Annotated in this window: 26 protein-coding genes and 2 rRNA genes (1 of these 28 cut by a window edge); 13 read left to right on the forward strand and 15 right to left on the reverse strand. The window is 60.4% G+C overall.

The genetic code is table 11. The features are described from left to right. Positions 1–36: 36 nt before the first annotated feature. The 4 genes from OC537_RS14275 to OC537_RS14290 all read left to right on the forward strand — a co-directional run bounded on the left by OC537_RS14275 (position 37) and on the right by OC537_RS14290 (position 5,026). Positions 37–1,176 carry an amidohydrolase/deacetylase family metallohydrolase gene (locus OC537_RS14275; protein WP_262112160.1) on the forward strand — a complete coding sequence of 380 codons (1,140 nt, stop codon included), beginning with the start codon at positions 37–39 and terminating at the stop codon, positions 1,174–1,176. Further along, entirely contained in the window at positions 1,160–2,275 is a 1,116-nt protein-coding gene (locus tag OC537_RS14280) for a DgaE family pyridoxal phosphate-dependent ammonia lyase (protein ID WP_262112162.1), read from the forward strand. The genes OC537_RS14275 and OC537_RS14280 overlap by 17 nt, the downstream gene beginning before the upstream one ends. After that, on the forward strand, positions 2,275–3,015 hold the full coding sequence (gene dagF, locus OC537_RS14285; protein ID WP_168235946.1) for a 2-dehydro-3-deoxy-phosphogluconate aldolase: 741 nt from the start codon (positions 2,275–2,277) through the stop codon (positions 3,013–3,015). The genes OC537_RS14280 and dagF overlap by 1 nt, the downstream gene beginning before the upstream one ends. Before the next feature lie 106 nt (positions 3,016–3,121). Beyond that, positions 3,122–5,026, forward strand: a complete 1,905-nt coding sequence (locus OC537_RS14290; RefSeq protein ID WP_262112171.1) for a BglG family transcription antiterminator — start codon at positions 3,122–3,124, stop codon at positions 5,024–5,026. Between the two features lie 18 nt (positions 5,027–5,044). Here OC537_RS14290 and npr read toward each other — a convergent pair whose 3' ends face one another. From npr to OC537_RS14340, 10 genes are all read right to left on the reverse strand, one after another. Continuing rightward, positions 5,045–5,317, reverse strand: a complete 273-nt coding sequence (gene npr / locus OC537_RS14295; protein WP_005331359.1) for a PTS phosphocarrier protein NPr — start codon at positions 5,315–5,317, stop codon at positions 5,045–5,047. 20 nt (positions 5,318–5,337) lie between these two features. Beyond that, complete coding sequence (gene rapZ, locus OC537_RS14300) at positions 5,338–6,204, reverse strand: RNase adapter RapZ (protein ID WP_182787433.1); 867 nt, start codon at positions 6,202–6,204, stop codon at positions 5,338–5,340. Positions 6,205–6,244: 40 nt separating this feature from the next. Then, entirely contained in the window at positions 6,245–6,691 is a 447-nt protein-coding gene (ptsN, locus tag OC537_RS14305) for a PTS IIA-like nitrogen regulatory protein PtsN (protein WP_010675870.1), read from the reverse strand. A gap of 2 nt (positions 6,692–6,693) precedes the next feature. Beyond that, the gene (gene hpf / locus OC537_RS14310) at positions 6,694–6,981 is read right to left on the reverse strand and encodes a ribosome hibernation promoting factor (RefSeq protein WP_005305957.1); all 288 of its coding nucleotides are present in this window, start codon (positions 6,979–6,981) and stop codon (positions 6,694–6,696) included. Positions 6,982–7,001: 20 nt separating this feature from the next. Continuing rightward, complete coding sequence (locus OC537_RS14315; protein WP_139745550.1) at positions 7,002–8,441, reverse strand: RNA polymerase factor sigma-54; 1,440 nt, start codon at positions 8,439–8,441, stop codon at positions 7,002–7,004. A 65-nt stretch (positions 8,442–8,506) separates the two neighbouring features. Beyond that, entirely contained in the window at positions 8,507–9,232 is a 726-nt protein-coding gene (lptB, locus tag OC537_RS14320; protein WP_010675872.1) for an LPS export ABC transporter ATP-binding protein, read from the reverse strand. Between the two features lie 12 nt (positions 9,233–9,244). Next, a complete protein-coding gene (gene lptA / locus OC537_RS14325; RefSeq protein ID WP_025328531.1) occupies positions 9,245–9,763 on the reverse strand; it encodes a lipopolysaccharide transport periplasmic protein LptA in 519 nt (172 codons plus the stop codon). Continuing rightward, complete coding sequence (gene lptC, locus OC537_RS14330) at positions 9,750–10,310, reverse strand: LPS export ABC transporter periplasmic protein LptC (RefSeq protein WP_042649050.1); 561 nt, start codon at positions 10,308–10,310, stop codon at positions 9,750–9,752. Before lptC ends, lptA begins: the two co-directional genes overlap by 14 nt. Then, positions 10,307–10,861 carry a 3-deoxy-manno-octulosonate-8-phosphatase KdsC gene (gene kdsC, locus OC537_RS14335; RefSeq protein WP_042649051.1) on the reverse strand — a complete coding sequence of 185 codons (555 nt, stop codon included), beginning with the start codon at positions 10,859–10,861 and terminating at the stop codon, positions 10,307–10,309. Before kdsC ends, lptC begins: the two co-directional genes overlap by 4 nt. Next, positions 10,861–11,856, reverse strand: a complete 996-nt coding sequence (locus OC537_RS14340) for a KpsF/GutQ family sugar-phosphate isomerase (RefSeq protein ID WP_025328534.1) — start codon at positions 11,854–11,856, stop codon at positions 10,861–10,863. The genes kdsC and OC537_RS14340 overlap by 1 nt, the downstream gene beginning before the upstream one ends. Positions 11,857–12,062: 206 nt before the next feature. Between OC537_RS14340 and mlaF the strand changes: the two genes are divergently transcribed. The 7 genes from mlaF to murA are packed head-to-tail and all read left to right on the forward strand — an operon-like array spanning position 12,063 to position 16,587. Then, positions 12,063–12,863, forward strand: coding sequence for a phospholipid ABC transporter ATP-binding protein MlaF (gene mlaF, locus OC537_RS14345; protein ID WP_025328535.1), 801 nt, complete (start codon positions 12,063–12,065; stop codon positions 12,861–12,863). Then, positions 12,863–13,642 (forward strand): lipid asymmetry maintenance ABC transporter permease subunit MlaE, encoded by a 780-nt coding sequence (mlaE, locus tag OC537_RS14350; protein WP_025328536.1) that lies wholly within the window; start codon positions 12,863–12,865, stop codon positions 13,640–13,642. The genes mlaF and mlaE overlap by 1 nt, the downstream gene beginning before the upstream one ends. Before the next feature lie 7 nt (positions 13,643–13,649). Then, positions 13,650–14,150 (forward strand): outer membrane lipid asymmetry maintenance protein MlaD, encoded by a 501-nt coding sequence (mlaD, locus tag OC537_RS14355; protein ID WP_106885624.1) that lies wholly within the window; start codon positions 13,650–13,652, stop codon positions 14,148–14,150. 2 nt (positions 14,151–14,152) lie between these two features. Then, the gene (gene mlaC / locus OC537_RS14360; RefSeq protein WP_042649053.1) at positions 14,153–14,788 is read left to right on the forward strand and encodes a phospholipid-binding protein MlaC; all 636 of its coding nucleotides are present in this window, start codon (positions 14,153–14,155) and stop codon (positions 14,786–14,788) included. Then, the gene (locus tag OC537_RS14365; protein WP_042649054.1) at positions 14,785–15,057 is read left to right on the forward strand and encodes a lipid asymmetry maintenance protein MlaB; all 273 of its coding nucleotides are present in this window, start codon (positions 14,785–14,787) and stop codon (positions 15,055–15,057) included. Before mlaC ends, OC537_RS14365 begins: the two co-directional genes overlap by 4 nt. Further along, entirely contained in the window at positions 15,057–15,314 is a 258-nt protein-coding gene (gene ibaG, locus OC537_RS14370) for a BolA family iron metabolism protein IbaG (protein WP_005306001.1), read from the forward strand. Before OC537_RS14365 ends, ibaG begins: the two co-directional genes overlap by 1 nt. Positions 15,315–15,330: 16 nt before the next feature. Further along, on the forward strand, positions 15,331–16,587 hold the full coding sequence (gene murA / locus OC537_RS14375) for a UDP-N-acetylglucosamine 1-carboxyvinyltransferase (protein ID WP_106885623.1): 1,257 nt from the start codon (positions 15,331–15,333) through the stop codon (positions 16,585–16,587). Between the two features lie 80 nt (positions 16,588–16,667). Here murA and pmbA read toward each other — a convergent pair whose 3' ends face one another. Next, positions 16,668–18,011: a metalloprotease PmbA gene (gene pmbA / locus OC537_RS14380; RefSeq protein ID WP_234690677.1), complete on the reverse strand. Its 1,344-nt coding sequence runs from the start codon at positions 18,009–18,011 to the stop codon at positions 16,668–16,670. Positions 18,012–18,122: 111 nt separating this feature from the next. Between pmbA and yjgA the strand changes: the two genes are divergently transcribed. Then, complete coding sequence (gene yjgA, locus OC537_RS14385; protein WP_106885621.1) at positions 18,123–18,647, forward strand: ribosome biogenesis factor YjgA; 525 nt, start codon at positions 18,123–18,125, stop codon at positions 18,645–18,647. A 133-nt stretch (positions 18,648–18,780) separates the two neighbouring features. Continuing rightward, positions 18,781–20,000 (forward strand): IS3 family transposase gene (locus OC537_RS14390; protein ID WP_262110598.1). Its coding sequence is split into 2 segments (ribosomal slippage): positions 18,781–19,129 and positions 19,129–20,000, totalling 1,221 coding nucleotides; the frame shifts between segments, so codons are not numbered across the junction. A gap of 54 nt (positions 20,001–20,054) precedes the next feature. Here OC537_RS14390 and OC537_RS14395 read toward each other — a convergent pair. The 4 genes from OC537_RS14395 to OC537_RS14410 form a co-directional block, all read right to left on the reverse strand. Beyond that, entirely contained in the window at positions 20,055–23,138 is a 3,084-nt protein-coding gene (locus OC537_RS14395) for a transglycosylase domain-containing protein (RefSeq protein WP_262112195.1), read from the reverse strand. Between the two features lie 214 nt (positions 23,139–23,352). Continuing rightward, on the reverse strand, positions 23,353–23,670 hold the full coding sequence (tmaR, locus tag OC537_RS14400) for a PTS system regulator TmaR (protein ID WP_025328544.1): 318 nt from the start codon (positions 23,668–23,670) through the stop codon (positions 23,353–23,355). 383 nt (positions 23,671–24,053) lie between these two features. Continuing rightward, positions 24,054–24,168: ribosomal RNA gene (gene rrf, locus OC537_RS14405) — 5S ribosomal RNA — on the reverse strand. A 124-nt stretch (positions 24,169–24,292) separates the two neighbouring features. Next, positions 24,293–26,174: ribosomal RNA gene (locus OC537_RS14410) — 23S ribosomal RNA — on the reverse strand; it runs 1,008 nt beyond the window's last position.

Genomic DNA, 26,174 nt, shown 5'->3' on the forward strand with positions numbered 1-26,174 from the left:
GCCGCCCTTCGGGGCGGCATTTCAGAGGTCATCACCATGTATGACATGATCATCAGAGCGGGACGCCAGGGAAATGGCCAGCTCATCGACATCGCCATCCAGGACGGCAAGATTGCGGCCCTCGGCCAGCTGCCAGCGGCGGCCGAGGCGAAGCGAACCCTCACCCTGGCCGGACAGGTTCATGTGAGCGCCGGCTGGATTGACGGCCACACCCACTGCTACCCCGCCTCCCCCATCTATCAGGATGAGCCGGACAAGGTGGGCGTCGAGTCCGGTGTCACCACAGTCATAGACGCGGGCAGCACCGGGGCCGACGACGTGGACGACTTCCAGCGCCTCGCCGCTGGCTGCAAGACCCGGGTCCATGCCCTGCTCAACATCTCCCGCATCGGCCTGCTGCGCCAGAACGAACTGGCTGACCCCGCCGACATAGACCCTGAGCTGGCCAAGGCGGCCATTCGGCGTCACCCCTCCTTCATCGTCGGCATCAAGGCGCGGATGAGCGGCAGCGTGGTGGGCGAGAACGGCCTGCAGCCGCTGCGCATGGCCAAGCAGATCCAGCGGGACAACGGCCAGCTGCCGCTCATGGTACACGTGGGCAACACGCCGCCGGATCTCGACGAGATAGTCGCCCTGCTGGGGGAAGGGGATCTGCTGACCCACTGCTTCAACGGCAAGCCCAACCGCATCCTGACCCCGGCGGGTGAGCTGCGGGTCGCGGTGCGCGAGGCGATGCAGCGGGGTCTGCGCCTCGACATCGGCCACGGTGGCGCCAGCTTCAGCTTCGAGGTGGCAGAGGCAGCTATCCGGCAAGGGATACTGCCTCACACCATCAGCTCGGACATCTACTGCAAGAACCGCATCAAGGGCCCCGTCTACAGCCTGGCTCACGTGATGTCGAAGTTTCTCGCCATCGGCATGACCCTGGAGCAGGTGATCGCCTGCGTCACCAGCCAGGCCGCCGATGCCCTGCGCCTGTCCGGCAAGGGCCGACTCGAGGTGGGTGCCGATGCCGACCTGACCCTGTTCGAGGTGGGCAGCGACCCCACCCTCTTTACCGATACCGAAGCCGGGTCCCGCCACGGCGACCGGCAACTGCGCCCCCTCGCCGCCCTGGTGGGCGGTGACCTGGTTCTCACTCAATATGGACAATCCCACCATGCCTTCCGTGTATGAGAAATATCAGCTCAAACCCGTGATCAACGCCTCCGGGCGCATGACCATCCTCGGTGTCTCCACCCCAGAGCGGGAGGTGGTCGACGCGGTCAACTTCGGCCTGGGCCACTACTTCGAGGTCAAAGACCTGGTCAACAAGACAGGTGCCTACCTGGCCAATCTGCTCGGCGTGGAAGACGCCGTGGTGGTCTCCTGCGCCAGTGCCGGCATAGCCCAGTCGGTGGCCGCCGTCATAGTGCGCGGCGATCCCTACCGGCTGGAGCAGTTGCATGCCCATGCCCATGCCGTGCCAAGCGAGATAGTGCTGCCCAAGGGTCACAACGTGAACTTCGGCGCGCCGGTCGGCACCATGGTCAACCTGGGGGGCGGCAAGGTGGTGGAAGCTGGCTATGCCAACGAGTGCTCCCCCGCCCAGCTGGCTGCCGCCATCAACCCCGGTACCGCCGCCATCCTCTACATCAAGTCCCACCACTGCGTGCAGAAAAGCATTCTGTCAGTCTCTGAGGCGGCCGAAGTGGCCAGGGCCCACGGGCTCCCGCTCATCGTCGATGCGGCGGCGGAAGAGGATCTGCGTCTCTATTACCAGCAAGGGGCGGATCTCGTCATCTACAGCGGCGCCAAGGCCATCGAAGGGCCCACCAGCGGCCTGGTGCTCGGCAAGCGCCAGTATGTGGAGTGGGTCAAGCAGCAGGCCAACGGCATAGGGCGCGCCATGAAGGTGGGCAAGGAGGGGATCCTCGGCCTGACCCACGCCATAGAGCGCTACCTGGAGAAAGAGCAGGAGAGCGGCGCCGCCATGGCCGCCAAGATGGCGTCCTTCATCGAGCGCCTCAACCTGCTGCCCGGCGTCACCGCCCGGGTGGTGTGGGACAGTGCGGGGCGCGACATAGCCCGCACCGACATCGCCTTCGACCACGCTCAGATCGGCATGACGACGGTGCAACTGGTGGCTCGCCTGCAACAGGGCAATCCGGCCATCTACTGCCGCGGCTACAAGGCCAACGAGGGGCACATCGAGATCGACGTGCGCAGCGTCAGCACGGCCCAACTAGACCAGATCCATTCCGCCATTGCCCACCTCGTTCAGGAGAACCGCTGATGTCCCTTGTTCCCAACTACTACCGTGATCGTGTCTGTCTCAACGTGCTGGCAGGATCCAGACAGAACGCCGTCGATATCTATGAGGCGGCCGAGGGTCATGTACTGGTCGGCGTGCTCTCCAAGAACTACCCGGATGTGCCCTCCGCCGTCGCCGACATGCGGGAGTACGCCAGGCTTATCGACAACGCCCTCTCCATCGGTCTGGGGGCGGGGGATCCCCGCCAGTCCGCCATGGTGGCCGAGCTGGCTCGCCAGCTGCAGCCCCAGCATGTCAACCAGGTGTTCACCGGAGTGGGCCCCAGCCGGGCGCTGCTGGGTCAGCCTCACAGCCTGGTCAACGGCCTTGTCTCCCCCACCGGCACCCCCGGCATGGTGAAGATCTCCACCGGCCCCCTCAGTGCCCAGCAGCCGGACGGGATTGTGCCCATCGACACCGCCATCGCCCTGCTCAAGGACATGGGCGGCAGCTCGGTCAAGTTCTTCCCCATGGGGGGCCTGGCCTGCCGTGACGAGTATCAGGCGGTGGCCGAGGCCTGTGCCCGGCACGGCTTCTGGCTGGAGCCCACCGGTGGCATCGATCTCGACAACTTCGAGGAGATAGTGCGCATCGCGCTGGAGGCCGGGGTCGAGAAGGTGATCCCCCACGTCTACAGTTCCATCATCGACAGCGAGAGCGGCCAGACCCGCCCCGAGGATGTGCGTACCCTGCTCGCCACTGTGAAGACGCTGCTGGCATAACGACCCCCGCAGGCACCGGTCCGATCACAGGCCGGTGTCTGGCTTGTTGATGATCCCCTTGTTAACATCGACCCTTTATTTCGCAACAGGAGTCTTGCCTCGCCCCATGATCAAGCTGCCCCACCCCAGGCTCCATCAACTGCTGACCCAGCTCCATGCCGAGCCGCTGCCCCAGGAGGAGCTGGCCCGTCGCCTCAATGTCTCCACCCGCACGGTACGCACCGACGTGGCGACCCTCAACGAGCTGATCGCCACCCAGGGCGCCCACCTGATCCACCAGCGCGGCACCGGCTATCAGCTCAAGATTTACAATCAGGGGCTGTTTGATGCGCTGCTGGCGGCACAGGAGCAGGAGAGCAGCCTGCCGCGCACCAGTCGCGAGCGGGTGCTGCATCTGCAGATCCTGCTGCTGACGGCGGAGCAGGGGATCAAGCTCGATGAGCTGGCGGATACTTGGTATCTGAGCCGGGCGGCCCTGCAGGGGGACATGGCACAGGTGAGGGAGCGGCTCGCCTACTTTGGGCTCACCATAGAGAGCAAGCCACGGCTGGGCATGCGCATTCAGGGGAGCGAGACGGCGATCCGCGCCTGCCTGACCCAACTGCTCTGCCAGGAGCTGCTGCACAACCACCCGCTGCAGAGCCTGCTGCCCACCCTCTGCCCCAGCAAGACCCTGGAGGTCGTGGGCAACCACATTCACGATCAGCTCGGCCACCATCAGTTGCGCCTCGCCGACGAGAGCCTGCAACAGCTCGCCATCTATTGCGCCGTCGCCCTGCTGCGTCAGGCGGCAGGCCACGAGCTGCGCCAGTTTGCCAGCGACGACATCACCCAGACCCTGGCCGCGGTGGCCCGCGACATCTATGCCGAGCTGCCGACCCTGACCCCGCCGGGGGAGGAGGAGATCGCCTGCCTCGCCATCCAGATCCAGGCCCGGCTCACTGCCGATACTCCCCAGCTCAGCCCGGCCATGGCCGCCGAGAGCGAGCAACTGGTGGAGCACCTGCTGGACTACATCCACCAGCACTACCCCTATGATCTGCGCGCCGACCCGCAGTTGCGGGCCGACCTGCAGACCCACATAGGTGCCATGCTGCTGCGGGTCAAATACCAGATAGGCAGCCACAACCCGCTGGCGGACCACATCAAGCAGTACTATCCCCTCGCCTACGACATCACCCTGGCTGCCATCTCGGAGTGGATAAGACAGACCCCCTACCGGCTGACCCATCACGAGATCGGCTATCTGGTGATCCATATCGGGGTCGGCCTGGAGCGCCACTATGACATCGGCTACACCCGTCGCCCCCAGGCCATGCTCCTGTGCGATGCGGGCAACGCCACCTTCCGGGTACTGGAGGCGCGCATCCGGCGGGAGTACCCCCAGCTGCAGCTGACCAGCCTGGAGTCGGTACGGGATTACGAGGGACTGGCGCACATCGAGCAGGACTTTGTCATCAGCACCCTCAAGGTGAGCGAGAAGAACGCCCCCGTGGTACAGGTCGCCCCCTTCCCGACCCAGTACCAGCTGGAGCAGCTCGGCAAGCTGGTGCTGATCGATCGCACCCGCCCCTACCTGCTGGACAAGTACTTCGACGCCGACCACTTCATGGTGCTTGATGAACCCCTCAGCCAGGCGGCGCTGTTTGATCGCATCTGCAGCCAGCTTGAGGCGGAGGATCTGGTTGAAAGCGGATTCCGGGGATCCTTGCAAGAGCGGGAGCGCATCGTCTCCACCATGTTGGGGGAAGGGATCGCCCTGCCCCACTCCCTCGGCCTGCTGGCCCGCCGCACCCTGGTCTATACAGTGCTGGCCCCTCAGGGGATCGACTGGGGCAATGGCGAGACCGCCACCCTCATCTTCGTGCTCGCCATCAGCAAGGCGGACTACGAGGAGGCCATGGGGCTCTACGATCTTTTTCTGGCGCTGATGAACGAAAAAGCCAGCAGGGCTCTGCTGGCTTGTCGGGATTTTTGCGACTTCAAGGCGCTGGCGCGCGCCGGATCATGACGGCAAGGGAGGCGCCGCTCACTCCTCGTTGAAGCCCGAGGTGAACAGCGCCACCACGGCGGCCAGGGCCTCCACCTCTTCGGGGCCCTCGACCTGCACCTCCACCTGCTTGCCCTGGGCGGAATCCAGCATCAGCAGGCCGATCACGCTGTCCGCATCGGCCTCGATGCCGTCCTCGTTGCGCAGCAGCACATGGGCATCGAACCCCTGCACCAGCTCGAACAGCATCATGGCCGGTCTAGCATGGATTCCCAGCTTGTTTTTGACTTCTACCGAGGCGGAAACTGTCATCTGAACATCCTGTGGGTCTGTCAGGCTTGGGGGGAGCGCTTGTCCAGCGTGCGGTGACGGATCTGCACGTTCTTGCCAAGCAGTCGGAAGGTGCTGGCCAGCCGCTCGGCGATGAACACCGAACGATGCTGTCCACCGGTACAACCTATGCCGACGGTCACATAGCTGCGATTGTTGCGCTCCAGGTGGGGCAGCCAGGTCACCAGCATGTTCTCTATCTGCTGGATGAACAGCATCACGTCCGCCTGGGCCGAGAGGTAGTTGGCCACGGGCTCATCCTGACCGGTAAACGGCTTGAGCTCCGGGATCCAGTGGGGGTTGGGCAGGAAACGGGCATCGAACACGAAGTCCGCATCCTTGGGGATGCCGTATTTGAAGCCGAACGACTCGAACACCAGCACCAGCTCGTTCTCTTTCTTGCCGAGCACCCGGGTCTTGATGAGCTCGCTGAGGTCGTGGATGCTGAGGTTGGTGGTATCGATGCGCAGATCGGCGGTCGAGGAGAGGGGTGCCAGCAGGTGGGTCTCTTCCCGAATCGCCTCATCCAGCGACAGCTGTTTGCGAGACAGGGGGTGCAGCCGGCGGCTCTCGCCATAGCGCTTGAGCAGGGTCCCGTTGTCCGCATCGAAGAAGAAGCTGGAGAACTCCACCCGCCCCTCGTTGCGCACCTGGGTCAGCAGGTTGTCCAGCTTGTCTGGCTGGGTCGGCAGGTTGCGCACGTCTATACTGACCGCCAGCTTGTCATACTGGCTCTCCACCGAGACGATCAGCTGGGGCAGCAGGTTGACCGGCAGGTTATCCACGCAGTAGTAACCCAGATCCTCCAGCACCCTCAGGGCCACCGTCTTACCGGAGCCCGAACGACCGCTTACCACTATTAACTGCATCTTGTCCCCTCACGCCAACGTGGCTGTGTCAGACCCGGCATCAGGCCGAGGTCATGATCTGATAGAGTTCTTCGTCGCTGGTCGCCTGGCGCAACTGGCGGCAGACGGCCTTGTCACCCAGCTTGGATGCCATCAGGGAAAGGGTCTTGAGATGCTGCTTGCACTCGCTTTCCGGCACCAGCAATGCAAAGAGCAGGTCAACCGGTTGATTGTCGATAGAATCGAAAGGGATGGGTTCGGAGAAGGTCATCAGCACGGCCGTCGGCGCAAAGGCGTCGTCGATCCGGCCATGGGGAATGGCGATACCGGCACCGATCCCGGTACTGCCCATCTTTTCCCGCGCCAGCAGGCTTTCAAACAGCACCTGGCGGGAGGCGCCGAGGCGCTCTGCGGCCAGCTCACTGATGATCTCGAGGGCGCGTTTCTTGCTGGTACAAGGGACCGCACTCTTGGTGCAGTCCCGACTCAGTATGTGTTCAAGTTGCATAGTTATTTTTGATTTAACTTATCTTTGTGCTTGATGATCTGCCGATCCAGTTTATCCAGCAGGGTATCAATCGCCGCATACATGTCGGCATGCTGCGAATTGGCGAACACCTCACCACCGCTGACATGCAGCTTGGCTTCGGCGATCTGGTTCAGTTTTTCGACGCTCAACACCACATGTACGTTGTTGATATGGTCAAAGTGACGCTCGAGTTTGGCAAATTTGTTATTCACATAATCACGCAGAGCTTCGGTAATCTCGACATGGTGTCCGGTCAGGTTAATTTGCATAACGTCTTCCTTTTGTTTGCCTAAACCAGGCGTTTGCGCTGATTGGATGGCGGGATCAACAAGGATTCACGGTACTTTGCGATCGTGCGTCTCGCCACCATAATACCCTGTTCGGCCAGCAAATCCGCGATCTTGCTATCACTAAGCGGTTTGGCCGGGTTTTCGGCCGTCACCAGCTTCTTGATCAGGGCGCGAATTGCGGTCGATGAGCACTCTCCTCCTCCCTCCGTGTTGACATGACTGGAGAAAAAAAACTTCAGTTCAAAGATGCCACGGGGCGTATGCATGTACTTCTGGGTCGTCACCCGTGAAATCGTCGACTCGTGCATCTCCACCGCCTCGGCGATGTCGTTGAGTACCATGGGTTTCATGGCCTCTTCACCGTATTCGAAGAAGCCCTGCTGCTGCTCGACTATGCAGCTGGCCACCTTGAGCAGGGTGTCGTTGCGGCTCTCCAGGCTCTTGATGAACCATTTGGCTTCCTGCAGATGGGAGCGGATGAACTGGGTATCCGTGCTGCTGCGGGCATTGCGTGCCATGGCCGCATAGGCCTCGTTGACACGGATGCGCGGCGCCGAATCCGGGTTGAGCTCAACCACCCACTTAGTCCCCTTCTTGACCACGGAGACGTCCGGGATCACGTATTGCGATTCACTCTGGATGATGCCATTGCCGGGTCTGGGCTCCAGCTGCTGGATGAGATCCAGCACCTCCTTGAGGTCGCTCTCCTTGAGCCGGGTCTTGCGTGCCAGGGTGCGGTAGTCGCGGTTGCCGAGCAGATCCATGTGCTCGCGGATCACCTCCCTTGCCTCATTGAGCCAGGGCAGATCCGGCGAGTACTGGCCAAGCTGGATCAGCAGACACTCCTGCACCGAGCGCGCGGCTATGCCAACCGGATCGAAATGCTGCACCCGCTTGAGCACGGCTTCCACTTCATCCAGTTCAACTTCTACCTCTTCACTGCTGACTGCAGCCTGAATATCTTCGAGAGAGACGGTCAGGTAGCCGGACTCATCGATGGCATCGATGATGGCGAGGGCGATGGCGGCATCCAGATCGCTGAACGGCGTCAGGCGCATCTGCCACAGCAGATAGTCCTGCAGGTTCTCGGTGGTTTCCCCCTGATAGACGCTGTCTTCCCCATCATGGATGGGGCCGGCGCTCTGGGCCGTACCGGCGGAGTAGACCTCATCCCAGGTGGTGTCCACCGGCAGTTCATCCGGCATCTTGTCCTGCGCCATGGCGTCGCTGGAGTCGAGTTGACTGGCGTCCTGGGGCTCTATCGGGCTGGTTTCCTGCGCCTCATTCTCCTCCTGCTCCAGCAAGGGGTTATTATCGAGCGCTTGCTGAATTTCCTGCTGGAGTTCCAGGGTGGAGAGCTGGAGCAGACGAATCGCTTGTTGTAATTGTGGCGTCATGGTCAGGGACTGACCGAGACGCAACTGTAATGTCGGCTTCATCTACGTCGGGATATCCTTATGTTCAGCGAGGCAGTCACCTAACAAAAATGAGGGGTGCCCCCTTACTATAGACTGAATTGATCGCCCAAATAGACGCGCTTGACCTGCTCATCGGCGAGGATATCGGCCGGTGCCCCCTCGGCAATCATCTTGCCGTGGCTGACGATGTAGGCCTTCTCGCACACATCCAGCGTCTCTCTGACGTTGTGATCCGTGATCAGCACACCCAGCCCTCTTTCCTTCAGATGCTGGATGATCTTCTTGATGTCTATGACCGAAATAGGATCAACACCTGCAAAGGGTTCATCCAACAGGATGAATCGCGGCTCTGCCGCCAGCGCCCGGGCAATCTCGACCCGGCGTCGCTCCCCGCCAGACAGGCTCTGACCCAGGCTGTCGCGAATATGGGTGATGTTGAACTCTTCCAGCAACTGTTCGACCTTATCCTCACGCTCTTCGCGGCTCAACCCCTTGCGGGTCTGCATGACCCCCATCAGGTTGTCGAACACCGACAGGCGGCGGAAGATGGAGGCCTCCTGGGGCAGATAACCGATGCCATTGCGGGCACGGATATGCATGGGCTGCAGGCTGATGTCCTGCTCATCTATGGTGATGAGGCCCGCATCCCGCTGCACCAGGCCCACGATCATGTAGAAGGAGGTGGTCTTGCCGGCACCGTTCGGGCCGAGCAGCCCCACTATCTGGCCGGTACCCACTTCCAGACTCACGTCGCTGACCACCATGCGGCGCTTGTAGCTCTTCTGCAAACCCGTTGCTTTTAACACTGCCATGGCTTCTGTTTCCTACTTTTTCTGATCGGCGGGTTTGTCGAAGTTTTCTACCTGATCCGGCAGGAACACCGTCTTGACTCGCTGGGTGGGTCCCTTGCTCTCGGCGATCATCTTCTGTTTGACGATGTCGTAGCGGATGAGGTCGCCGGTGACCTGGCTGTCTTCCTGCTTGAGCTGACCGTTGCCCGTGATGGTGACCAGGCGGTTCTTCAGCTCGTAGCGAATGCTGTTGCCGTGGGCATTGACCGGCTTGCCGTTGTCCAGGATCTGGAAGAAAGTGGCGGGATTGCCATAGGCGGTCATCACCTCGGCGCCCTTGTCGCCGGAGCGGATCACCACCACCTTGTCGGCCTTAATCTTGATGGTGCCCTGGGTGATGATCACGTCTTCGCTGAAGGTGATGCGGTTGTCCTGCATCTCGGCCACTTGCTTGACCGCATCCACATAGACCTTCTCGGCAAAGTCGGACTCTTTGGCGCTCACTGTACTGCACAGAAGCAGGGCCGCGAGGGCCAGATTAACGTTTTTCATTGAAATAAGTGGCATGGCCTTTATCCAGTAATTCGAAATATTTACGTTCCAGATGGCCCTTCAGGCCAACGCCCTCGGTCTGGAATTCCTGACCCACTATGCTGATGTGCTGGTTGCTTCTCACGTCCTGAGTCACCAGATCCAGCTCCAGATAAGGGGTATCCAGCGTGGAGATGAAAGACGCCGGCAGCAGGCCGTCCAGATGTACCTTGTCACGCAGTATCACGTTGTCATCTGTGTTGAGCACCCCGGTTTCGGCCGTGACTTTCCATTCGGCCTCCCCCTGCTCATCGAACATGTAGACCACCGGCTTGTCGAAGGTGGCCTGCTCGAGGATCTGGTAATACTCCGCATATTCGGACTCCAACCGCTCGGTCCGTTTGCCCTGCTCGTTGAAGCGGGTCGTGACCAGATTCTTGGCGGTGAAGTCCGGTTGATAGTTCTCTACCTTGGCAGCCGGTTCAGGCGCCAGTTCGATCTCGCCGAGCTGCCAGGCGGCGAGCGCCGCCAGAAACAGCAGGGCGAACAGAAACGTCTGCTTGTTCATACCGAGGCCTCGGGTTGGTAGTCGCCCAAGCCCTGCGCCTGCAGGATGAGATCGCACACCTCGCGCACCGCGCCCACTCCGCCCCCCAGACGGGTCACCAGATCGGCACGAGCCAGCACCAGCGGATGGGCATCTGCCACTGCTATGCCGAGGCCGCAGGCCTGCATCACCGGCAGATCTATGGTGTCGTCCCCCATGTAGGCGGCCTGCTCCGGTGTCAGACCCAGCTTGGCCAGCAGCGCCTCGAAGTGGGGCAGCTTCTGATCCGCCCCCTGCACCAGGTGCTGCACCCCCAGGCCCCTCATCCGATCGCTGACGATACGGGAGTTGCGTCCTGTGATGATGGCAATCTCGATGCCGGCGTTGAGCAGGGCACGCATGCCAGCACCGTCACGGGTGCAGAAGGTCTTCAGCTCTTCGCCGTTATTGCCCATATAGATGAAGCCATTGGAGAGCACCCCATCCACATCGCACACCAGCAGGCGGATCTGCGCCGCCTTCTCGTACTGGCTGCGCGTCACCGGACCATAGAGGGTCGGTACGTCTTGCATCAAATCACCCCGGCTCTCAGCAGGTCGTGCATGTTGAAGGCGCCAAGTGGCCGCCGCTCTTCATCCACCACCAGCAATCCGTTAATCTTTCTGGTTTCCATCAGTTTGACGGCCTCGGCCGCCATCATCTCAGGCCCTACGGTAACACAGTTGGCCGTCATTACGCGGCTGATCGGGGTGTGGTGAATGTCCACCTGCAGATCCAGGATCCGGCGCAAGTCACCGTCGGTGAACAGACCGGCCAGCAGCCCCTGCTCATCCACCACAGCCGTCATGCCGAGGCCCTTGCGGCTCACTTCCAGCAGCGCCTGGCTGATGGTGGCATCTATCCCCACCCGGGGCAACAGCTCGCCGCTGTGCATCAGGTCGCCGACCCGCAGCAACAGCCGCTTGCCCAGTGACCCGCCCGGGTGGGAGAGCGCGAAGTCATCGGCGGTAAAGCCACGCGCTTCCAGCAGGGCCACGGCCAGGGCGTCCCCCATTACCAGGGTCGCCGTGGTGCTGGAGGTCGGGGCCAGACCCAGCGGGCAGGCCTCTTTCTCCACCTTGATGCACAGGTGCACGTTGGCCTCCTTGGCCATGGTGGAGGCCGGGTTGCCGGTCATGCAGATGAGCGGAATGCCGCGACGCTTGAGCACCGGCAGCAGAGCGAGGATCTCGTCACTCTCGCCTGAGTTGGAGATGGCGATGATGAGGTCCCCGGCGGAGATCATCCCCAGATCCCCATGGCTGGCTTCGCCAGGGTGGAGGAAGAAGGCTGGCGTGCCTGTGCTGGCCAGGGTCGCGGCAATCTTGTTGCCGACATGACCCGACTTGCCCATGCCGGTGACCACTATCTTGCCGGCGCAACGCAGCACCATCTCGCAGGCGCGCTCGAAGGTCTCGTCGAGGTACTGGTAGAGCCCATCGATGGCTTGTTTTTCTATGTCCAGCACCGCACGGGCACTGCGACGGAAATCGAACAATTCAGACACTTTTTCAGGCTTTACAGACATAAAGGCACAGCTCCGGGCCGAAATTTGCTGCGGGATTATAAAAAAGTCTGCCGAGATAAGCGAATCGGATGCGGGACGCTCTGCCGCTGATGCAAGTTGTTACATAAAACTGTCGCGTATTTGGGGGGCAAAGCCGCTCAATAGTTGTTCCTTGCTGTTGCTTAGACCTAGACTAGCCCATAAAATTCGCTCTTCATTTATACCGGATGGACAATTGTTTGAACGATGACCTGATCACCATCTCCGACCTGACCTTCAGTCACGGAGATAGGTTGCTGTACGACAGGATCAACCTGACCATTCCCCGTGGCAAGGTCACCGCCGTCATGGGCCCCAGCGGCATCGGCAAGACCACCTTGCTGCGCCTGATCGGTGGCCAGCTGAAGCCTGAGTCCGGTCATATTCTGTTTGACGGGGAAGACATCCCCACCCTCTCCCGCAGCCGTCTGTATGAAGTGCGCAAGCGGATGAGCATGCTGTTCCAGAGCGGCGCCCTGTTCACCGGCATGACGGTGTTCGACAACGTGGCCTTCCCGCTGCGGGAACACTCGGGTCTGCCGGAAGAGCTGATCCACACCATCGTCATGATGAAGTTGCAGGCTGTGGGTCTGCGTGGTGCCGCCCGCCTGATGCCCTCCGAGCTCTCCGGCGGCATGGCCCGTCGTGCGGCCCTGGCCAGATCCATAGCACTGGATCCGGATCTCATCATGTATGACGAGCCCTTCGTCGGCCAGGATCCCATCACCATGGCGGTGCTGGTCAAGCTCATCAAGGAACTCAACGATGCCCTCGGCATCACCTCCGTCATCGTCACCCACGATGTGAAGGAGGTGCTCAGCATCGCCGACTACGCCTACATCATCGCCAACCGCAGGGTGGTGGCACAGGGCACGCCGGAGCAACTTCGCGAGGAGCACAATCCCGAGGTCGAGCAGTTCCTCAAGGGATTGCCCGATGGTCCTGTTCCGTTTCATTTTCCGGCAGGCGACCTGCTACAGGATCTGTGATGTTCATAAGTCAGATAAGCAAGCTGGGGCGGAGCGGGGTGCGCTTCATCAGCGCCGTCGGCCGCGCCACCATAATGCTGTTTCACGCGTTGGCGGGCAAACCCGAGCCCCGCAAGCACTTCCCCCTGCTGGTACAGCAGCTCTATGTGGTGGGGGTACAATCGGTCGCCATCATACTGGTATCGGGTCTCTTCATCGGCATGGTGCTCTCCTTGCAGGGTTACAACGTACTGAAGGACTTCGGTGCCGAGCAGAGTCTGGGGCCCCTGGTCTCCCTCTCCCTGCTGCGGGAGCTGGGCCCTGTGGTCACCGCCCTGCTGTTTGCCGGTCGTGCGGGTTCGGCCCTCACCGCCGAGATCGGCCTGATGAAGGCCACCGAGCAGCTCTCCAGCCTGGAGATGATGGCGGTGGACCCGCTGCGCCGGGTAGTGGCGCCTCGCTTCTGGGCTGGGGTCATCAGCATGCCGCTGCTGGCCTTCATGTTCAGCCTGATCGGCATCTTCGGCGGCAAACTGGTCGGGGTCGACTGGCTGGGGGTGGATGAGGGCAGTTTCTGGTCTGCCATGCAGGCCTCCGTCGACTGGCAGGACGACATCATGCAAGGGGCCATCAAGAGTGTGATCTTCGCCCTGGTGGTGACCTGGATCGCTCTCTTCAATGGCTATGATGCCAAGCCGACCTCGGCCGGGATCAGTCAGGCGACGACCCGTACCGTGGTCCACTCATCCCTGGCCGTGCTCGGTCTGGATTTTATACTCACCGCAGTCATGTTTGGATAAGGGAAAGATGAAGTTCAGCAAAGTAGAATTCCTGGTCGGTGCCTTCATGCTGGCTGGCATCGCAGCCATTCTGGCGTTGGCACTGCAAGTGGCGGGATTGAGTTTCAAACCGGAAGGAGAAACCTATACCCTGCGCGCCCATTTCGATAATATCGGCGGCCTGAAAGTGCGCTCGCCGGTCAAGGTCGGCGGCGTCGTCGTCGGTCGAGTCAGCGACATCACGCTGGATGCCAAGAGCCAGGTGCCCATCGTCTCCCTGCAGATGCAAAAGAGTGCCGGCGAGTTCTCCGAAACCAGCACCCTCTCCATCCTGACCTCGGGTCTGCTGGGCGAGCAGTATGTCGGCCTGGCACCGGGCTTCACCGATGAAGAGATGGGCACCAGCATGCTCAAGGATGGCGACATGATCGAAGACACCAAGTCCGCCATAGTGCTGGAAGACCTGATTGGCAAGTTCCTCTACAGCCAGTCTTCCCCGGCCACCGATACGCCAGCAACCAAGGAGTAACCATGTTCAAGAAGATCGCCCTGCTGCTGGGTCTGATGACCAGCATGCTGTTTTCCGTCTCCGCCCTGGCTGCAGTCAATGCCGCCGACCCCTATGCCCTGGTGGATCAGGCTGCCCAGCAGACCTTCGCCCGCCTGAAGGCGGACAAGTCCCAGGTCAAGAGCAACCCGGATCACCTGCGGGTGATCATCCGCGAAGAGCTACTGCCCTATGTGGACAACCGCTTCGCCGCCTACAAGGTGCTTGGCAACCAGATCAAGGAAACCACCCCGGCCCAGCGCGATGCCTTCGTCCAGGTGTTCACCGAGTACATGGTGAGCTCCTACGCCGATGCCCTGGCCCATTTCGACAAGCAGACCGTCAAGGTCCAGCCGGGCAAGGCGCCCGGTGACAGCAACATCACCGCCGTCAACGTCAGCGTGAAAGAGGCCGGCAAGCCGGACATCTTCCTCGAGTTCAAGCTGCGCAAGAACAACAAGACAGGGGAATGGAAGGCCTTCGACATGGTTGCCGAAGGGATCAGCCTGCTCTCCGCCAAGCAGAGCGAGCTCGGTGGCCTCATTCGCCAGAACGGCATAGATGCGGTGATCGCCCAGTTGCGCGAGCACAATGCCAAGCCGCTGGTGCTCAAGTCATGACACTCCAGGGGGAGCTGCAGGCGCCGCAGGTCAACGCCCTGTGGCAACGGCGATCCGAGTGGTGGCAAGACGATGCGCTCGATATGAGCGGGGTCACCACCCTGGATTCCGCCGGCCTGGCCCTGCTGGTCAAGTGGGCCAAAGCCACCCTGACACGGGGGGCCACGCCGCAACTGGTGGGCGCCTCCACTGATTTTTATACCCTGGCCAAGCTGTACGGTGTGGCCAGTCTGTTTCAACCCACCCCGCCCAACACCGAGGACGCATAATGCAAGTCTCTGAAATTGAAGCGATACTCCTTGAGGCCTTGCCATTGTCCGAAGTCCATGTCAAAGGCGACGGCAGTCACTATCAGGTGATTGCGGTCGGCGACATGTTTGACGGCATGAGCCGGGTCAAGAAGCAGCAGGCCATCTATGCCCCGCTGATGGACAAGATCGCCAGCAACGCCATCCACGCCCTCTCCATCAAGGCCTTTACCGATGCCGAATGGAAGCGCGAACGTAAATTCCTACTGCCCTCCTGATTTGGTATCTAAGTAAATGGACAAATTCAAGATCACCGGCCCCTGCACCCTCTCCGGTGAAGTGACCATCTCCGGCGCCAAAAACGCCGCCCTGCCGATCCTGTTCGCCACCCTGCTGTGCGACGAGGAGATCCAGCTCTCGAACGTGCCGCGCCTCAAAGACGTGGGCACCACCCTCAAGCTGCTGGAGATGCTGGGTGCCAGCACCAAGGTCAACGGCAACGTGACTGTGCTGACCGGCGCCGTGAACAACCACGTCGCCCCCTACGAGCTGGTGAAGACCATGCGCGCCTCCATACTGGCGCTGGGCCCGCTGGCCGCCCGTTTCGGCGCGGCTGACGTCTCCCTGCCCGGTGGCTGCGCCATCGGTGCCCGCCCGGTCAACCTGCACGTTCACGGCCTCGAGCTGATGGGCGCCAAGATCGCCATCGAAGATGGCTACATCAAGGCCCGTGTCGACGGTCGTCTCAAGGGTGCCCACATCCTGATGGACATGATCTCCGTCACCGGCACCGAGAACCTGATGATGGCCGCCACCCTGGCCGACGGTCGCACCGTGATCGAGAACGCCGCCCGCGAGCCGGAAGTGGTCGATCTCGCCAACTTCCTCAACGCCCTGGGCGCCAAGATCCAGGGTGCGGGTACCGACACCCTGACCATAGACGGGGTCGAGCGTCTACACGGCGGTAGCTACAGCGTGCAGCCAGACCGTATCGAGACCGGTACCTTCCTGGTGGGTGCCGCCGTCACCGGGGGCAAGATCACCTGCCGCAAGACCGACCCTTCCCTGCTGGAAGCCGTCCTCGTCAAGCTGGAAGAGGCCGGTGCGCTCATCGAGAAGGGGGAAGACTGGATCTCCCTCGACATGACGGGTCGCACCCTCAAGCCGGTCACCATCAAGACGGCCCCCTACCCGGCCTTCCCGACCGACATGCAGGCGCAGTTCACCGTACTGAACGCCGTGGCCAAGGGCACCGGCATGGTCACCGAGACCATCTTCGAGAACCGCTTCATGCACGTGCCCGAGCTGGTACGTATGGGTGCTGACATCGAACTGCAGGGTAACGTGGCCATCTGCCGCGACACCGAACAACTCAAGGGTGCCCAGGTGATGGCAACCGATCTGCGCGCCTCCGCCAGCCTGGTCCTCGCCGGCTTCGTGGCCGAGGGCACCACCATGGTCGAGCGCATCTATCACATCGACCGTGGCTATGAAGACATAGAGCACAAGCTGCAAGGCCTGGGCGGCTGCATAGAGCGCATCAAGGAGTGATCATCACCCCTTGCCGATGAGCACTAAAAAGGCCCCCTCGCCAGGCGAGGGGGCCTTTTTCATTTCCGGAGTCTGGCGGCTTAGTGCCCCGCCAGCTTCATCTGCTCGACCAGCACAGAGCCCGTCTTGAGGCTGGAGCGCTCGTCCTCGTCGTTCCCCACCGCCACCAGGGTACTGAACATATCGGCCAGGTTGCCGGCTATGGTGATCTCCTCAACCGGATAGAGGATCTCGCCATTTTCCACCCAGAAACCGGCGGCGCCGCGGGAGTAGTCACCATTGACTATGTTGACCCCCTGCCCCATCAGCTCGGTCACCAGCAGGCCGGTCCCCATCTCTTTGAGCATGCCCTGGAAATCCTGGCCGGTATTGGAAACCTGCCAGTTATGGATGCCACCGGCGTGGCCCGTGGTGGTCAACCCCAGTTTGCGGGCCGAGTAGGAGGTGAGCAGCCAACTCATCAGCTCGCCGTTGCGGACTATGTCCATGTCGCGGGTGCGTACCCCTTCACCGTCGAAGGGGGTACTGGCAAGCCCCCCCAGCAGGTGTGGAAACTCCCGAATGCTGAGCCACTCAGGCAGTATCTGCTTGCCCAGTTTATCCAGCAGGAAGCTCGACTTGCGATAGAGGTTGCCGCCGCTGATGGCCATCACCAGATGGCCCCACAGGCCGGCGGCGGTGTCGGGATGAAACAGCACGGGGGCGTGGCGGGTGCTGATCTTGCGGGCCCCCAGACGGGAGACGGTACGCTCCACCGCCTCGTCAGCGATACGCTGCGGGGTCCAGAGGCCGGAGAGGGCGCGGCTGGAGGAGTAGCCATAGTCCCGCTGCATGTCCCCATCCTGCTCGCCGATCAGCACGCAGCTCAGGGAGTTGCGCGACGCCGCATAGCCTTTGACGAAGCCATGGCTGTTGCCATAGACCTTGACCCCCAGATGGCTTGAAAAGCTGGCGCCATCGGAGTGCTTGATGCGGGCATCACGCCCCAGGGCCAGCCGCTCGCACTCGATGGCCAGCTCGATGCCACGCTGGGGATCCAGCTCGATTGAGTGACAGAGTTGCAGATCCGGGGCATCCCAGGCCAGCAGTTCGGCATCCGCCAGGCCGGCATATTCATCGGGGGAGGTATGGCGGGCAATCTCCATGGCCGCTTCGACGGCGGCGCGGATGGCAGGCTTGCCGAGATCCGTGGTCGAAGAAGATCCCTTGCAGCCATTGCGATAGACGGCGATGCCGAGCGCTCCATCCTTGTTGAACTCGATGCTTTCCAGCTCACAGCCCCGGGTATTCACCGACAGCCCTGTCTGTTTGCTGATGGAGACTTCCGCAAGCCCGGCACCCAGCCCCTTGGCTATTTCCAGGGCCTCGGCGACCACCGCCTCGAGATGGGCTTGATCCTGGCGGATTTGATCTTGCTGGTCCATAACTCACATCTGTATGAAGGAAGGAAAGGGGCTAAGCATATCAGACCCCTGCGCCCAGCGGGAGAAGCTGGTAACATATCCCCCAACGCGAATGACAGGAATCAGAGACCGATGAGTCAGTATCAAGACGACAACGAATTGGACGATTGGGGTCCAAGCAAGAGCCAGCTCAAGCGCGACGCCGAGGCACTGCAGAAACTGGGGGCCGAGATCGTCTCCCTGAGCCACAGCGAGCTGGAACGGATCCCGCTGGATGAAGAGTTGGCCGAAGCCGTCGAGCTGGGCCGCAAGCTCAAACCCAAGAAGGACGAATCCTTCCGCCGCCACCTGCAGTTCATCGGCCGCCTGATGCGCAGCCGGGATATAGAGCAGATCGAGGAAGCCCTCTCCATCATCAAGATGCGTCACTCCACCGTGAATGCCCGCCTGCACCGGCTGGAGCAGTGGCGTGAGCGCCTGATCACCGAGGGTGATAGCGCCCTCAACGAACTGATGTCCCAGTTCCACGAGCTGGATCGCCAGAAGCTGCGTCAGCTGATCCGCACCGCCAACAAGGAGCGGGAGCTGAACAAGCCGCCGGTGGCCTATCGCGAGATGTACCAGTACCTGCGCGGTGAGATAGAACATCTGCTGTAAGTCATGATGCCGGCGCGGGACACGCTGCCGGCGGCAGAAACGAAAAGGGGGGCCAATCTGGCCCCCCTTTTTTCATGTGCTGTCCCGTCCTGAATATGGTTTACACCTTTCCCCCCAATAAATGGAGAACCCGATGGGACAAGGTGTGAAACGGACACAGCGCGATTACTCGCTGACTTTTAAATTGGCACTGGTCGAGCAGATTGAAAAAGGCGAGCTCACCTGCCAGCAGGCACAAGCCCGATACGGCATTCAGGGCAACTCCACCGTTCTGGTATGGTTGCGTAAACATGGTCGGCAAGATTGGAGCCAGGGGGCTTCTGTGCGCGCCGGCAGGAGCATCACTATGCCTGACCCCAACAACCAGACGCCCGAACAGCGCATCAAGGAGCTCGAGCAGCAGCTGGCGCTGATGAGCCAGAAGGCCCAGTTCTTTGAGGCCGTCGTCGATGTATTGAAGAACGACTACGGCGTCTCCATCGTAAAAAAGCGACCCGGCAAGTCCTCTCGCAGCGGCAAGTCCAGAGGCTGACCATCGTCAGGGCTTGTCGGTTTCTGGGGATAAGCCGTCAGGCTTACTACAAGCGCAATCGGGTTGCCGACCTGCGCCATGCACAGGGGCTGCAGGTGGTGCGCTTCGTGCGTCAGGTACGGCTGCGACAACCACGGGTGGGCACCCGCAAGCTGCATTATCTGCTTCAGGGTCAGGATGATGGCGGGCTCAAGGTCGGGCGGGACAGGCTGTTTCAGATATTGGCCGAGCACCGCCTGCTGGTGCAGCCAAAGCGGGCGTATCACAAGACCACCCACAGTTTTCACCGTATCTACCGTCATCCCAACTTGCTCAAGGCCGGGCCGGAGCAGGTCACGCCGGTGGCACCGGAGCAAGTCTGGGTCGCCGACATCACCTATCTGCCAGCCAGGAGCGGGCCGCTGTACCTGAGCCTGGTGACGGATGCTTACTCACGCAAGATAGTGGGCCATCACGTGCACGAAGGGATGCACGCCGAGTCGGTGGCGATGGCGTTCAGACAAGCGCTGAAGCAACGGCGTGGCGGCGGGGAGCTTATCCATCACTCGGACCGCGGCGTGCAGTATTGCTCGGGCCTGTATCAGTCATTGCATGCCCGGCACGGGGTGAAATGCTCAATGACGGATGGTTATGACTGTTACCAGAATGCGTTGGCGGAGCGGGTGAACGGGATTTTGAAAGGGGAGTTGTTGTTGCAAAGCCCGCAGGACCTGGCGCAAGCGCGGGAGATGGTGCGTGAGGCAGTGGATATTTACAACCTGGAGCGACCGCATCATGCCTTGAAATACAGAACCCCCGATGCAGTGCATCGGGGGTTCTGAGTCACGTGAAGCTAGACGAAAATGTGTAAACCTATTTCAGGACTAGACATGCCGTCAGCTCCCCGGCAAGCACTGGGTATGAGTGCCCGGTTGCAGATAGGGCACCAGCAAGGGCGCCATCCCCTTGAGGACCTGCACCGGTAGTGCCGAGGTGAAGCGGAACTTGTCGGACTGGCTGCCGGGCACATAGGCCGTCAGGGTGCCAAAGTGATCATCCCCTATGTAGAAGACAAAGGTCGCGGTCCGGTTGCGCGCCAGCGAGCTGGTGACATTGCCGTAGCGGCCGACGGTCTCGATCCTGTTGTCCCCCGTCCCCGTCTTGCCCCCCAACGACAGCACTGTGCCATCCTGCAAGGCAAAGGCACCGGCGATACGCCGTGCCGTACCGCCTTCCACCACCTTGGAGAGGGCATTGCGCAGGGCGTTGGCCACCTCGACGGGCATCACCCGCACACCCTGGGTGTTGGCCGGCTCGAACGCGGTGGCGAAGGGCGTGTCCTTGGCAAAAGAGAGATGCTCAATCCGCAGGGTCGGTGCCCGCATGCCGCCGTTCTGGATGATCCCCATCAACTCCGCCAGGGCGGCAGGCCTGTCACCCGAGCTGCCCAGTGCGGTCGCCAGGGAGGGAACCAGGTGATCAAACGGATAGCCCAGGCGTGCCCAGCGCTGATGGATGTCGAGGAAGGCTTCAACCTCCAGCATGGTGCGGATCCGGCTATCCCGGGCGCTGCGATGGCGGGTCTTGAACAGCCAGCTGTAGACCTCCTGACGCTCATCCCGGCTGGCCGCAACTGCATCGGCGAAGGTGGCCTTATCAAACTCCCTGAGATAGGAGAGCAGCCACAGCTCCAGCGGGTGAACGCGGGCGATATAGCCTTGATCCGGCAGTGAATACTTACCAGGACCATAACTGATATAGAGCTGCTCGATCCGCTTGTCACTCAGTTTGTTACGCGGCAGGCGCTTCGCCAGGAAGGCGGCAAAGTCGGCCTGTGACGCTTCCGGCATCAGGTAGCGATGCACGGCCGCGAGGCGCACTGCGCTGGGCTTGAGGCCGTCGAGGAAGGTATCGAGCTGCTCATCCGTGGTCTTGCCACGATATTTGCGCCAGAAGCGCAGCAGATAGGTCTGGCCCTCCTTGTCGGCAAACTTGGCCAGATACTCGGTACGACGGGGATCCTTGTCATCCTTGAGCAACTGGGCGCGATTGCCTTCCTTGTAGAGGCTGTAGCGCACTATGTCCCGCATCAGCCGCACGAAGGGCAGGTTGATGGATTCGCGCAAGGCGTCGCGGATGGGCGGAATGCGGCCATTGTCTTCCTTGCGGAAGTTGTTGAAGGTGTGCATGCCTCCGCCGGTGAAGAAGCCCTCGTAGGGGCTGGCGGAGTATTTGCGATCCAGCGCCGCCTCCAGCATCACGGGCAGGCTCTTGTCCTTGGCACTCATCAGGTAGCCGATGGCCCAACGGCTGATGTTGTCCTGATCGGAGACCTCTATCTTGCGCAGGCTCTCGGCCGGCATGTTCCCGTAGCTGTCATGCAGCTCGGTCACTATCTCCAGATAGGTGGTCAGCACCCGCAGCTTGGCGGTAGAGCCCAGCTCCAGCTTGCTGCCCTCGTTGATGTCGAACGGCTGATCCGTGTTGTCGGTCTGCACCCGCACCTTGACCCCTTCCGGCGTCTTCTCGAACAGGGTGAAGCTGTATTTCACGTCCCCCGTCTTCTCCGGCGAGAGCAGGCGCTCACCAAACAGCCCGACCTGGGCGGCGAATGTGGGGTCCGCCAACTGCTGCAGATAACGGGAGACGTCATTTTGCAGCGGCATGTTGAGGGTCGTATCCGCCGTCAGATCCATGCGGTCCAGATCATAGAGCTGAACCCCGAGCTGACGGCTGAGGCGGGTGCGCGCGACCTGCAACCCCTTGTTGTTATTGACCCGGGTAATCGCCGGCGCCTGCAGGAAGTCGCGGAACGCAAGCTTGGCCTTGAGCGCCGACTCCATCAGAGGCGGCGTGATCATGCCCTCCTGAACGAACAGACGCAGGTAGCTGTCAGTCAGGGTCGACAGCGCCTCCCGTCCCTGGGCCAGATAGTAGGAGGGGCGACGGTGGGCAATCATCAGGGAGACGACCTGGCGCAGCGCCAGCCCCTGCTCGGCCAGGGTGGCATCCTGATTGCGAGCGGGATCCAGCAGGCGATTCACCTCATCCACATCGGCACCAAACCAGACCCAGAGACCATCCCCCAGGCCGTGCACCTCGCCATAGCCCGGAGCGGCGGAGAGCGGTACCGAGTTGAGATAGGCCCAGGCCACCAGTTTGCGTGCTTCCAGGGTTTCCGGCCCCAATCGATAGGCCCGCACGCTGGCCGAGGCCATCTGGCGGATCTTCTCGGTGGGGGACAGGGTCAAACCATCAGGGGAGTGACGATACTTCTCCACCTGGGTCGCCAGCGTACTGCCGCCGGCGGATTGATCCTGCATGTCCAGCGCCTTGCCCACCTGGGACAGTGCAGCCTTGGCAAAACGGGGCCAGTCTACAGCCGGGTTGGCCAGCGGCTGCTCGTTGCTCAGCAGCTCCCGGTTCTCGATAAACAGCAGCGACTGTATGACCAGAGGAGGTATGGAGTTGAAATCAGGGTAGTAATGGGTCGGGTACTTGTATTGATAGAAAGGCTCGGCACGGCAGTCGTGCAGAGTCAGCCCCGCCTGCACCTTCTCGGTATAGGGGACGAAGAAACCATGGCTGGCGTAGTTGTAGAGCGCATCGGAAAAACGCACCTGCTCGCTCACCTGATAGCCACGCTGGATGAGGCGCTCCTGGATCATGGGCATCAGCACATAACCGAGTCGCTTGTCGAAGGGACCATCATCCGGGAAGGTGATCTGCTTGCTGGGACCGGGTTCCAGCTCATAAGTCAGCTTGGCGGCATAACGGGAGATCTCCTGCGACTGCAATCGGGAGGTCTTCATTTCATAACCGACCAGGGCGATCACGGCAGCCAGGCAAAGCAAAAAGATGAAACAGAACAACCAGCGCCACCAGGGGCGACGCTTGCGCTGATATTGCCCGTCCGCATGCGGTACGGATGAATCCTGAGATGCCACTTTGTTCGAATCCGTCTGTTTTGATGCGCCCATATCAGCCCCACCATGGTTGCGCAATTTATTGTCTTTCAATCAAGCTTAGTCGTTTCAAGTCAAGGGCTTGAAAACTATTGACCGCTTTGCAGCGATGTTAACAGGGCGATTGTAAAAATGGGAGCCGATTGTTGCAGTACGGCGAGAGATCCGAGCTGCGGAGTGGAAATGAAACACCGGCTGGAAGCCGGTGTTCGAGAATGGCGATGTGGGCTTACTTGCTGGTACTCATGCCCTTGAGCTTGGTGCTCAGCTCTTTGCGCTCCTTGGAAAGCTCGGCATTCTTGATGATGTGATCATCAACACGCTCTTCGTAATCGGTGCGCATGTTGGCGATGATGGCCTGCACCTCATCGATGCTCATGCCGGGCTTGATATAGTCGCTCAGGTTGTCGAGCAACAGCACCCGCTTCTGGTTGTCACGGATCTTCTTCTCGTTGTCCGCGATTTCACGCTTGAGCTTGTTCTGACGACGGGACATACGCACATATTCCAACACATCGCTGAAAGTAGACTTGTTTACTTGTTCCATATCGGTACCACTGACTGAAGGTGAATGAAAACGGGTGGGATGCTCTCATACCAGATGGATAAGCAAAGGCATGGTATGGGCAAACCCGGAATGCCCTTTACTCTACCGAGTTATGATGCAGATACAACCCCAATTGCAGGCCCGACGCCGGCTTTCAGCAGGATAGCGCCGCGTGAGGAATCAAATGGAAAACCGGTGAGAGTGCAGATCCAGGTGTAGCGGCAGACGAAGCCTCGGAAGCCGGAGGTCATGAGCACCAACAGGTGACGAAACTGGTGAACTCAAGGAATAATCAGACGAGATCTCGGCGAGCAGTGGCAGGTTTGGTGGAACTTCAGACAATAAAAAACCCCGCTCATTGAGCGGGGTTTCTTGTATTGGGTGCCTGGCAGTGTCCTACTCTCGCATGGCGAATGCCACACTACCATCGGCGCTACCGCGTTTCACTTCTGAGTTCGGCATGGGATCAGGTGGTTCCACGGCGCTATGGCCGCCAGGCAAAAAACTTCATCCGGAAAGCTGACGTGAATAACGACTTGGCCTTAATGGCTCGTCGCTATCACTGAATTAGTTAGTAGTTCACGCACTTGCTACAAGGCCAGAAACACTTCTTGGGTGTTGTATGGTTAAGCCTCACGGGTAATTAGTATGGGTTAGCTCAACACGTCGCCGCGCTTACACACCCCACCTATCAACGTTGTGGTCTCCAACGGCCCTTTAGGACCCTCAAGGGGTCAGGGATGACTCATCTCAGGGCTCGCTTCCCGCTTAGATGCTTTCAGCGGTTATCGATTCCGAACTTAGCTACCGGGCAGTGCCACTGGCGTGACAACCCGAACACCAGAGGTTCGTTCACTCCGGTCCTCTCGTACTAGGAGCAACTCCCTTCAATCATCCAACGCCCACGGCAGATAGGGACCGAACTGTCTCACGACGTTCTGAACCCAGCTCGCGTACCACTTTAAATGGCGAACAGCCATACCCTTGGGACCGACTTCAGCCCCAGGATGTGATGAGCCGACATCGAGGTGCCAAACACCGCCGTCGATATGAACTCTTGGGCGGTATCAGCCTGTTATCCCCGGAGTACCTTTTATCCGTTGAGCGATGGCCCTTCCATTCAGAACCACCGGATCACTATGACCTACTTTCGTACCTGCTCGACCTGTCCGTCTCGCAGTTAAGCTGGCTTATGCCATTGCACTAACCTCCTGATGTCCGACCAGGATTAGCCAACCTTCGTGCTCCTCCGTTACTCTTTGGGAGGAGACCGCCCCAGTCAAACTACCCACCAGGCACTGTCCGCGAGCCCGATTCAGGGCCCTGCGTTAGAACATCAAACATACAAGGGTGGTATTTCAAGGACGGCTCCAGCGCAACTGGCGTCACGCCTTCAAAGCCTCCCACCTATCCTACACATGTAGGTTCAATGTTCAGTGCCAAGCTGTAGTAAAGGTTCACGGGGTCTTTCCGTCTAGCCGCGGGTACACCGCATCTTCACGGCGAATTCGATTTCACTGAGTCTCGGGTGGAGACAGCATGGCCATGGTTACACCATTCGTGCAGGTCGGAACTTACCCGACAAGGAATTTCGCTACCTTAGGACCGTTATAGTTACGGCCGCCGTTTACCGGGGCTTCGATCAAGAGCTTCGCTTGCGCTAACCCCATCAATTAACCTTCCGGCACCGGGCAGGTGTCACACCCTATACGTCCACTTTCGTGTTTGCAGAGTGCTGTGTTTTTGATAAACAGTCCCAGCCATCTGGTCACTGCGACTCCCAACTGCTCCATCCGCAAGGGACTTCACTGTCAAGAGCGAACCTTCTCCCGAAGTTACGGTTCTATTTTGCCTAGTTCCTTCACCCGAGTTCTCTCAAGCGCCTTGGTATTCTCTACCCGACCACCTGTGTCGGTTTGGGGTACGATGACTTGTAATCTGAAGCTTAGAGGCTTTTCCTGGAAGCAGGGCATCAATGGCTTCACCACCGTAGTGGCTTCGTCTCGTGTCTCAGTGTTGTGTCTCCGGATTTGCCTAGAAACACCACCTACGCACTTTCACCAGGACAACCGTCGCCTGGCCCACCTAGCCTTCTCCGTCCCCCCATCGCAATTACAAGTCGTGCAGGAATATTAACCTGCTTCCCATCGATTACGCCTTTCGGCCTCACCTTAGGGGTCGACTCACCCTGCCCCGATTAACGTTGGACAGGAACCCTTGGTCTTCCGGCGAGGAGGCTTTTCACCCCCTTTATCGTTACTTACGTCAGCATTCGCACTTCTGATATCTCCAGCATGCCTCTCGACACACCTTCGCAGACTTACAGAACGCTCCCCTACCACTCACACATAAGTGTGAATCCGCGGCTTCGGTGCCTGGTTTGAGCCCCGTTACATCTTCCGCGCAGGCCGACTCGACTAGTGAGCTATTACGCTTTCTTTAAATGATGGCTGCTTCTAAGCCAACATCCTAGCTGTCTGAGCCTTCCCACATCGTTTCCCACT

This window comes from Aeromonas sp. Marseille-Q5825, from assembly GCF_946892685.1.
Classification (GTDB): domain Bacteria; phylum Pseudomonadota; class Gammaproteobacteria; order Enterobacterales; family Aeromonadaceae; genus Aeromonas; species Aeromonas rivipollensis.

What these genes read in the sequence shown, in the direction of transcription:
- OC537_RS14280 (WP_262112162.1), top strand. Translation starts at nt 1,160, where the DNA reads ATGCCTTCCGTGTATGAGAAATATCAGCTCAAACCCGTGATCAACGCC.
- ibaG (WP_005306001.1), top strand. Translation starts at nt 15,057, where the DNA reads ATGCAAGTCTCTGAAATTGAAGCGATACTCCTTGAGGCCTTGCCATTG.
- murA (WP_106885623.1), top strand. Translation starts at nt 15,331, where the DNA reads ATGGACAAATTCAAGATCACCGGCCCCTGCACCCTCTCCGGTGAAGTG.
- tmaR (WP_025328544.1), bottom strand. Translation starts at nt 23,670, where the DNA reads ATGGAACAAGTAAACAAGTCTACTTTCAGCGATGTGTTGGAATATGTG.
- mlaE (WP_025328536.1), top strand. Translation starts at nt 12,863, where the DNA reads ATGTTCATAAGTCAGATAAGCAAGCTGGGGCGGAGCGGGGTGCGCTTC.
- OC537_RS14275 (WP_262112160.1), top strand. Translation starts at nt 37, where the DNA reads ATGTATGACATGATCATCAGAGCGGGACGCCAGGGAAATGGCCAGCTC.
- lptB (WP_010675872.1), bottom strand. Translation starts at nt 9,232, where the DNA reads ATGGCAGTGTTAAAAGCAACGGGTTTGCAGAAGAGCTACAAGCGCCGC.
- OC537_RS14365 (WP_042649054.1), top strand. Translation starts at nt 14,785, where the DNA reads ATGACACTCCAGGGGGAGCTGCAGGCGCCGCAGGTCAACGCCCTGTGG.
- lptC (WP_042649050.1), bottom strand. Translation starts at nt 10,310, where the DNA reads ATGAACAAGCAGACGTTTCTGTTCGCCCTGCTGTTTCTGGCGGCGCTC.
- mlaD (WP_106885624.1), top strand. Translation starts at nt 13,650, where the DNA reads ATGAAGTTCAGCAAAGTAGAATTCCTGGTCGGTGCCTTCATGCTGGCT.
- ptsN (WP_010675870.1), bottom strand. Translation starts at nt 6,691, where the DNA reads ATGCAACTTGAACACATACTGAGTCGGGACTGCACCAAGAGTGCGGTC.
- OC537_RS14340 (WP_025328534.1), bottom strand. Translation starts at nt 11,856, where the DNA reads ATGTCTGTAAAGCCTGAAAAAGTGTCTGAATTGTTCGATTTCCGTCGC.
- pmbA (WP_234690677.1), bottom strand. Translation starts at nt 18,011, where the DNA reads ATGGACCAGCAAGATCAAATCCGCCAGGATCAAGCCCATCTCGAGGCG.
- mlaC (WP_042649053.1), top strand. Translation starts at nt 14,153, where the DNA reads ATGTTCAAGAAGATCGCCCTGCTGCTGGGTCTGATGACCAGCATGCTG.
- hpf (WP_005305957.1), bottom strand. Translation starts at nt 6,981, where the DNA reads ATGCAAATTAACCTGACCGGACACCATGTCGAGATTACCGAAGCTCTG.
- mlaF (WP_025328535.1), top strand. Translation starts at nt 12,063, where the DNA reads ATGGACAATTGTTTGAACGATGACCTGATCACCATCTCCGACCTGACC.
- kdsC (WP_042649051.1), bottom strand. Translation starts at nt 10,861, where the DNA reads ATGCAAGACGTACCGACCCTCTATGGTCCGGTGACGCGCAGCCAGTAC.
- OC537_RS14290 (WP_262112171.1), top strand. Translation starts at nt 3,122, where the DNA reads ATGATCAAGCTGCCCCACCCCAGGCTCCATCAACTGCTGACCCAGCTC.
- OC537_RS14395 (WP_262112195.1), bottom strand. Translation starts at nt 23,138, where the DNA reads ATGGGCGCATCAAAACAGACGGATTCGAACAAAGTGGCATCTCAGGAT.
- OC537_RS14315 (WP_139745550.1), bottom strand. Translation starts at nt 8,441, where the DNA reads ATGAAGCCGACATTACAGTTGCGTCTCGGTCAGTCCCTGACCATGACG.
- lptA (WP_025328531.1), bottom strand. Translation starts at nt 9,763, where the DNA reads ATGAAAAACGTTAATCTGGCCCTCGCGGCCCTGCTTCTGTGCAGTACA.
- npr (WP_005331359.1), bottom strand. Translation starts at nt 5,317, where the DNA reads ATGACAGTTTCCGCCTCGGTAGAAGTCAAAAACAAGCTGGGAATCCAT.
- rapZ (WP_182787433.1), bottom strand. Translation starts at nt 6,204, where the DNA reads ATGCAGTTAATAGTGGTAAGCGGTCGTTCGGGCTCCGGTAAGACGGTG.
- dagF (WP_168235946.1), top strand. Translation starts at nt 2,275, where the DNA reads ATGTCCCTTGTTCCCAACTACTACCGTGATCGTGTCTGTCTCAACGTG.
- yjgA (WP_106885621.1), top strand. Translation starts at nt 18,123, where the DNA reads ATGAGTCAGTATCAAGACGACAACGAATTGGACGATTGGGGTCCAAGC.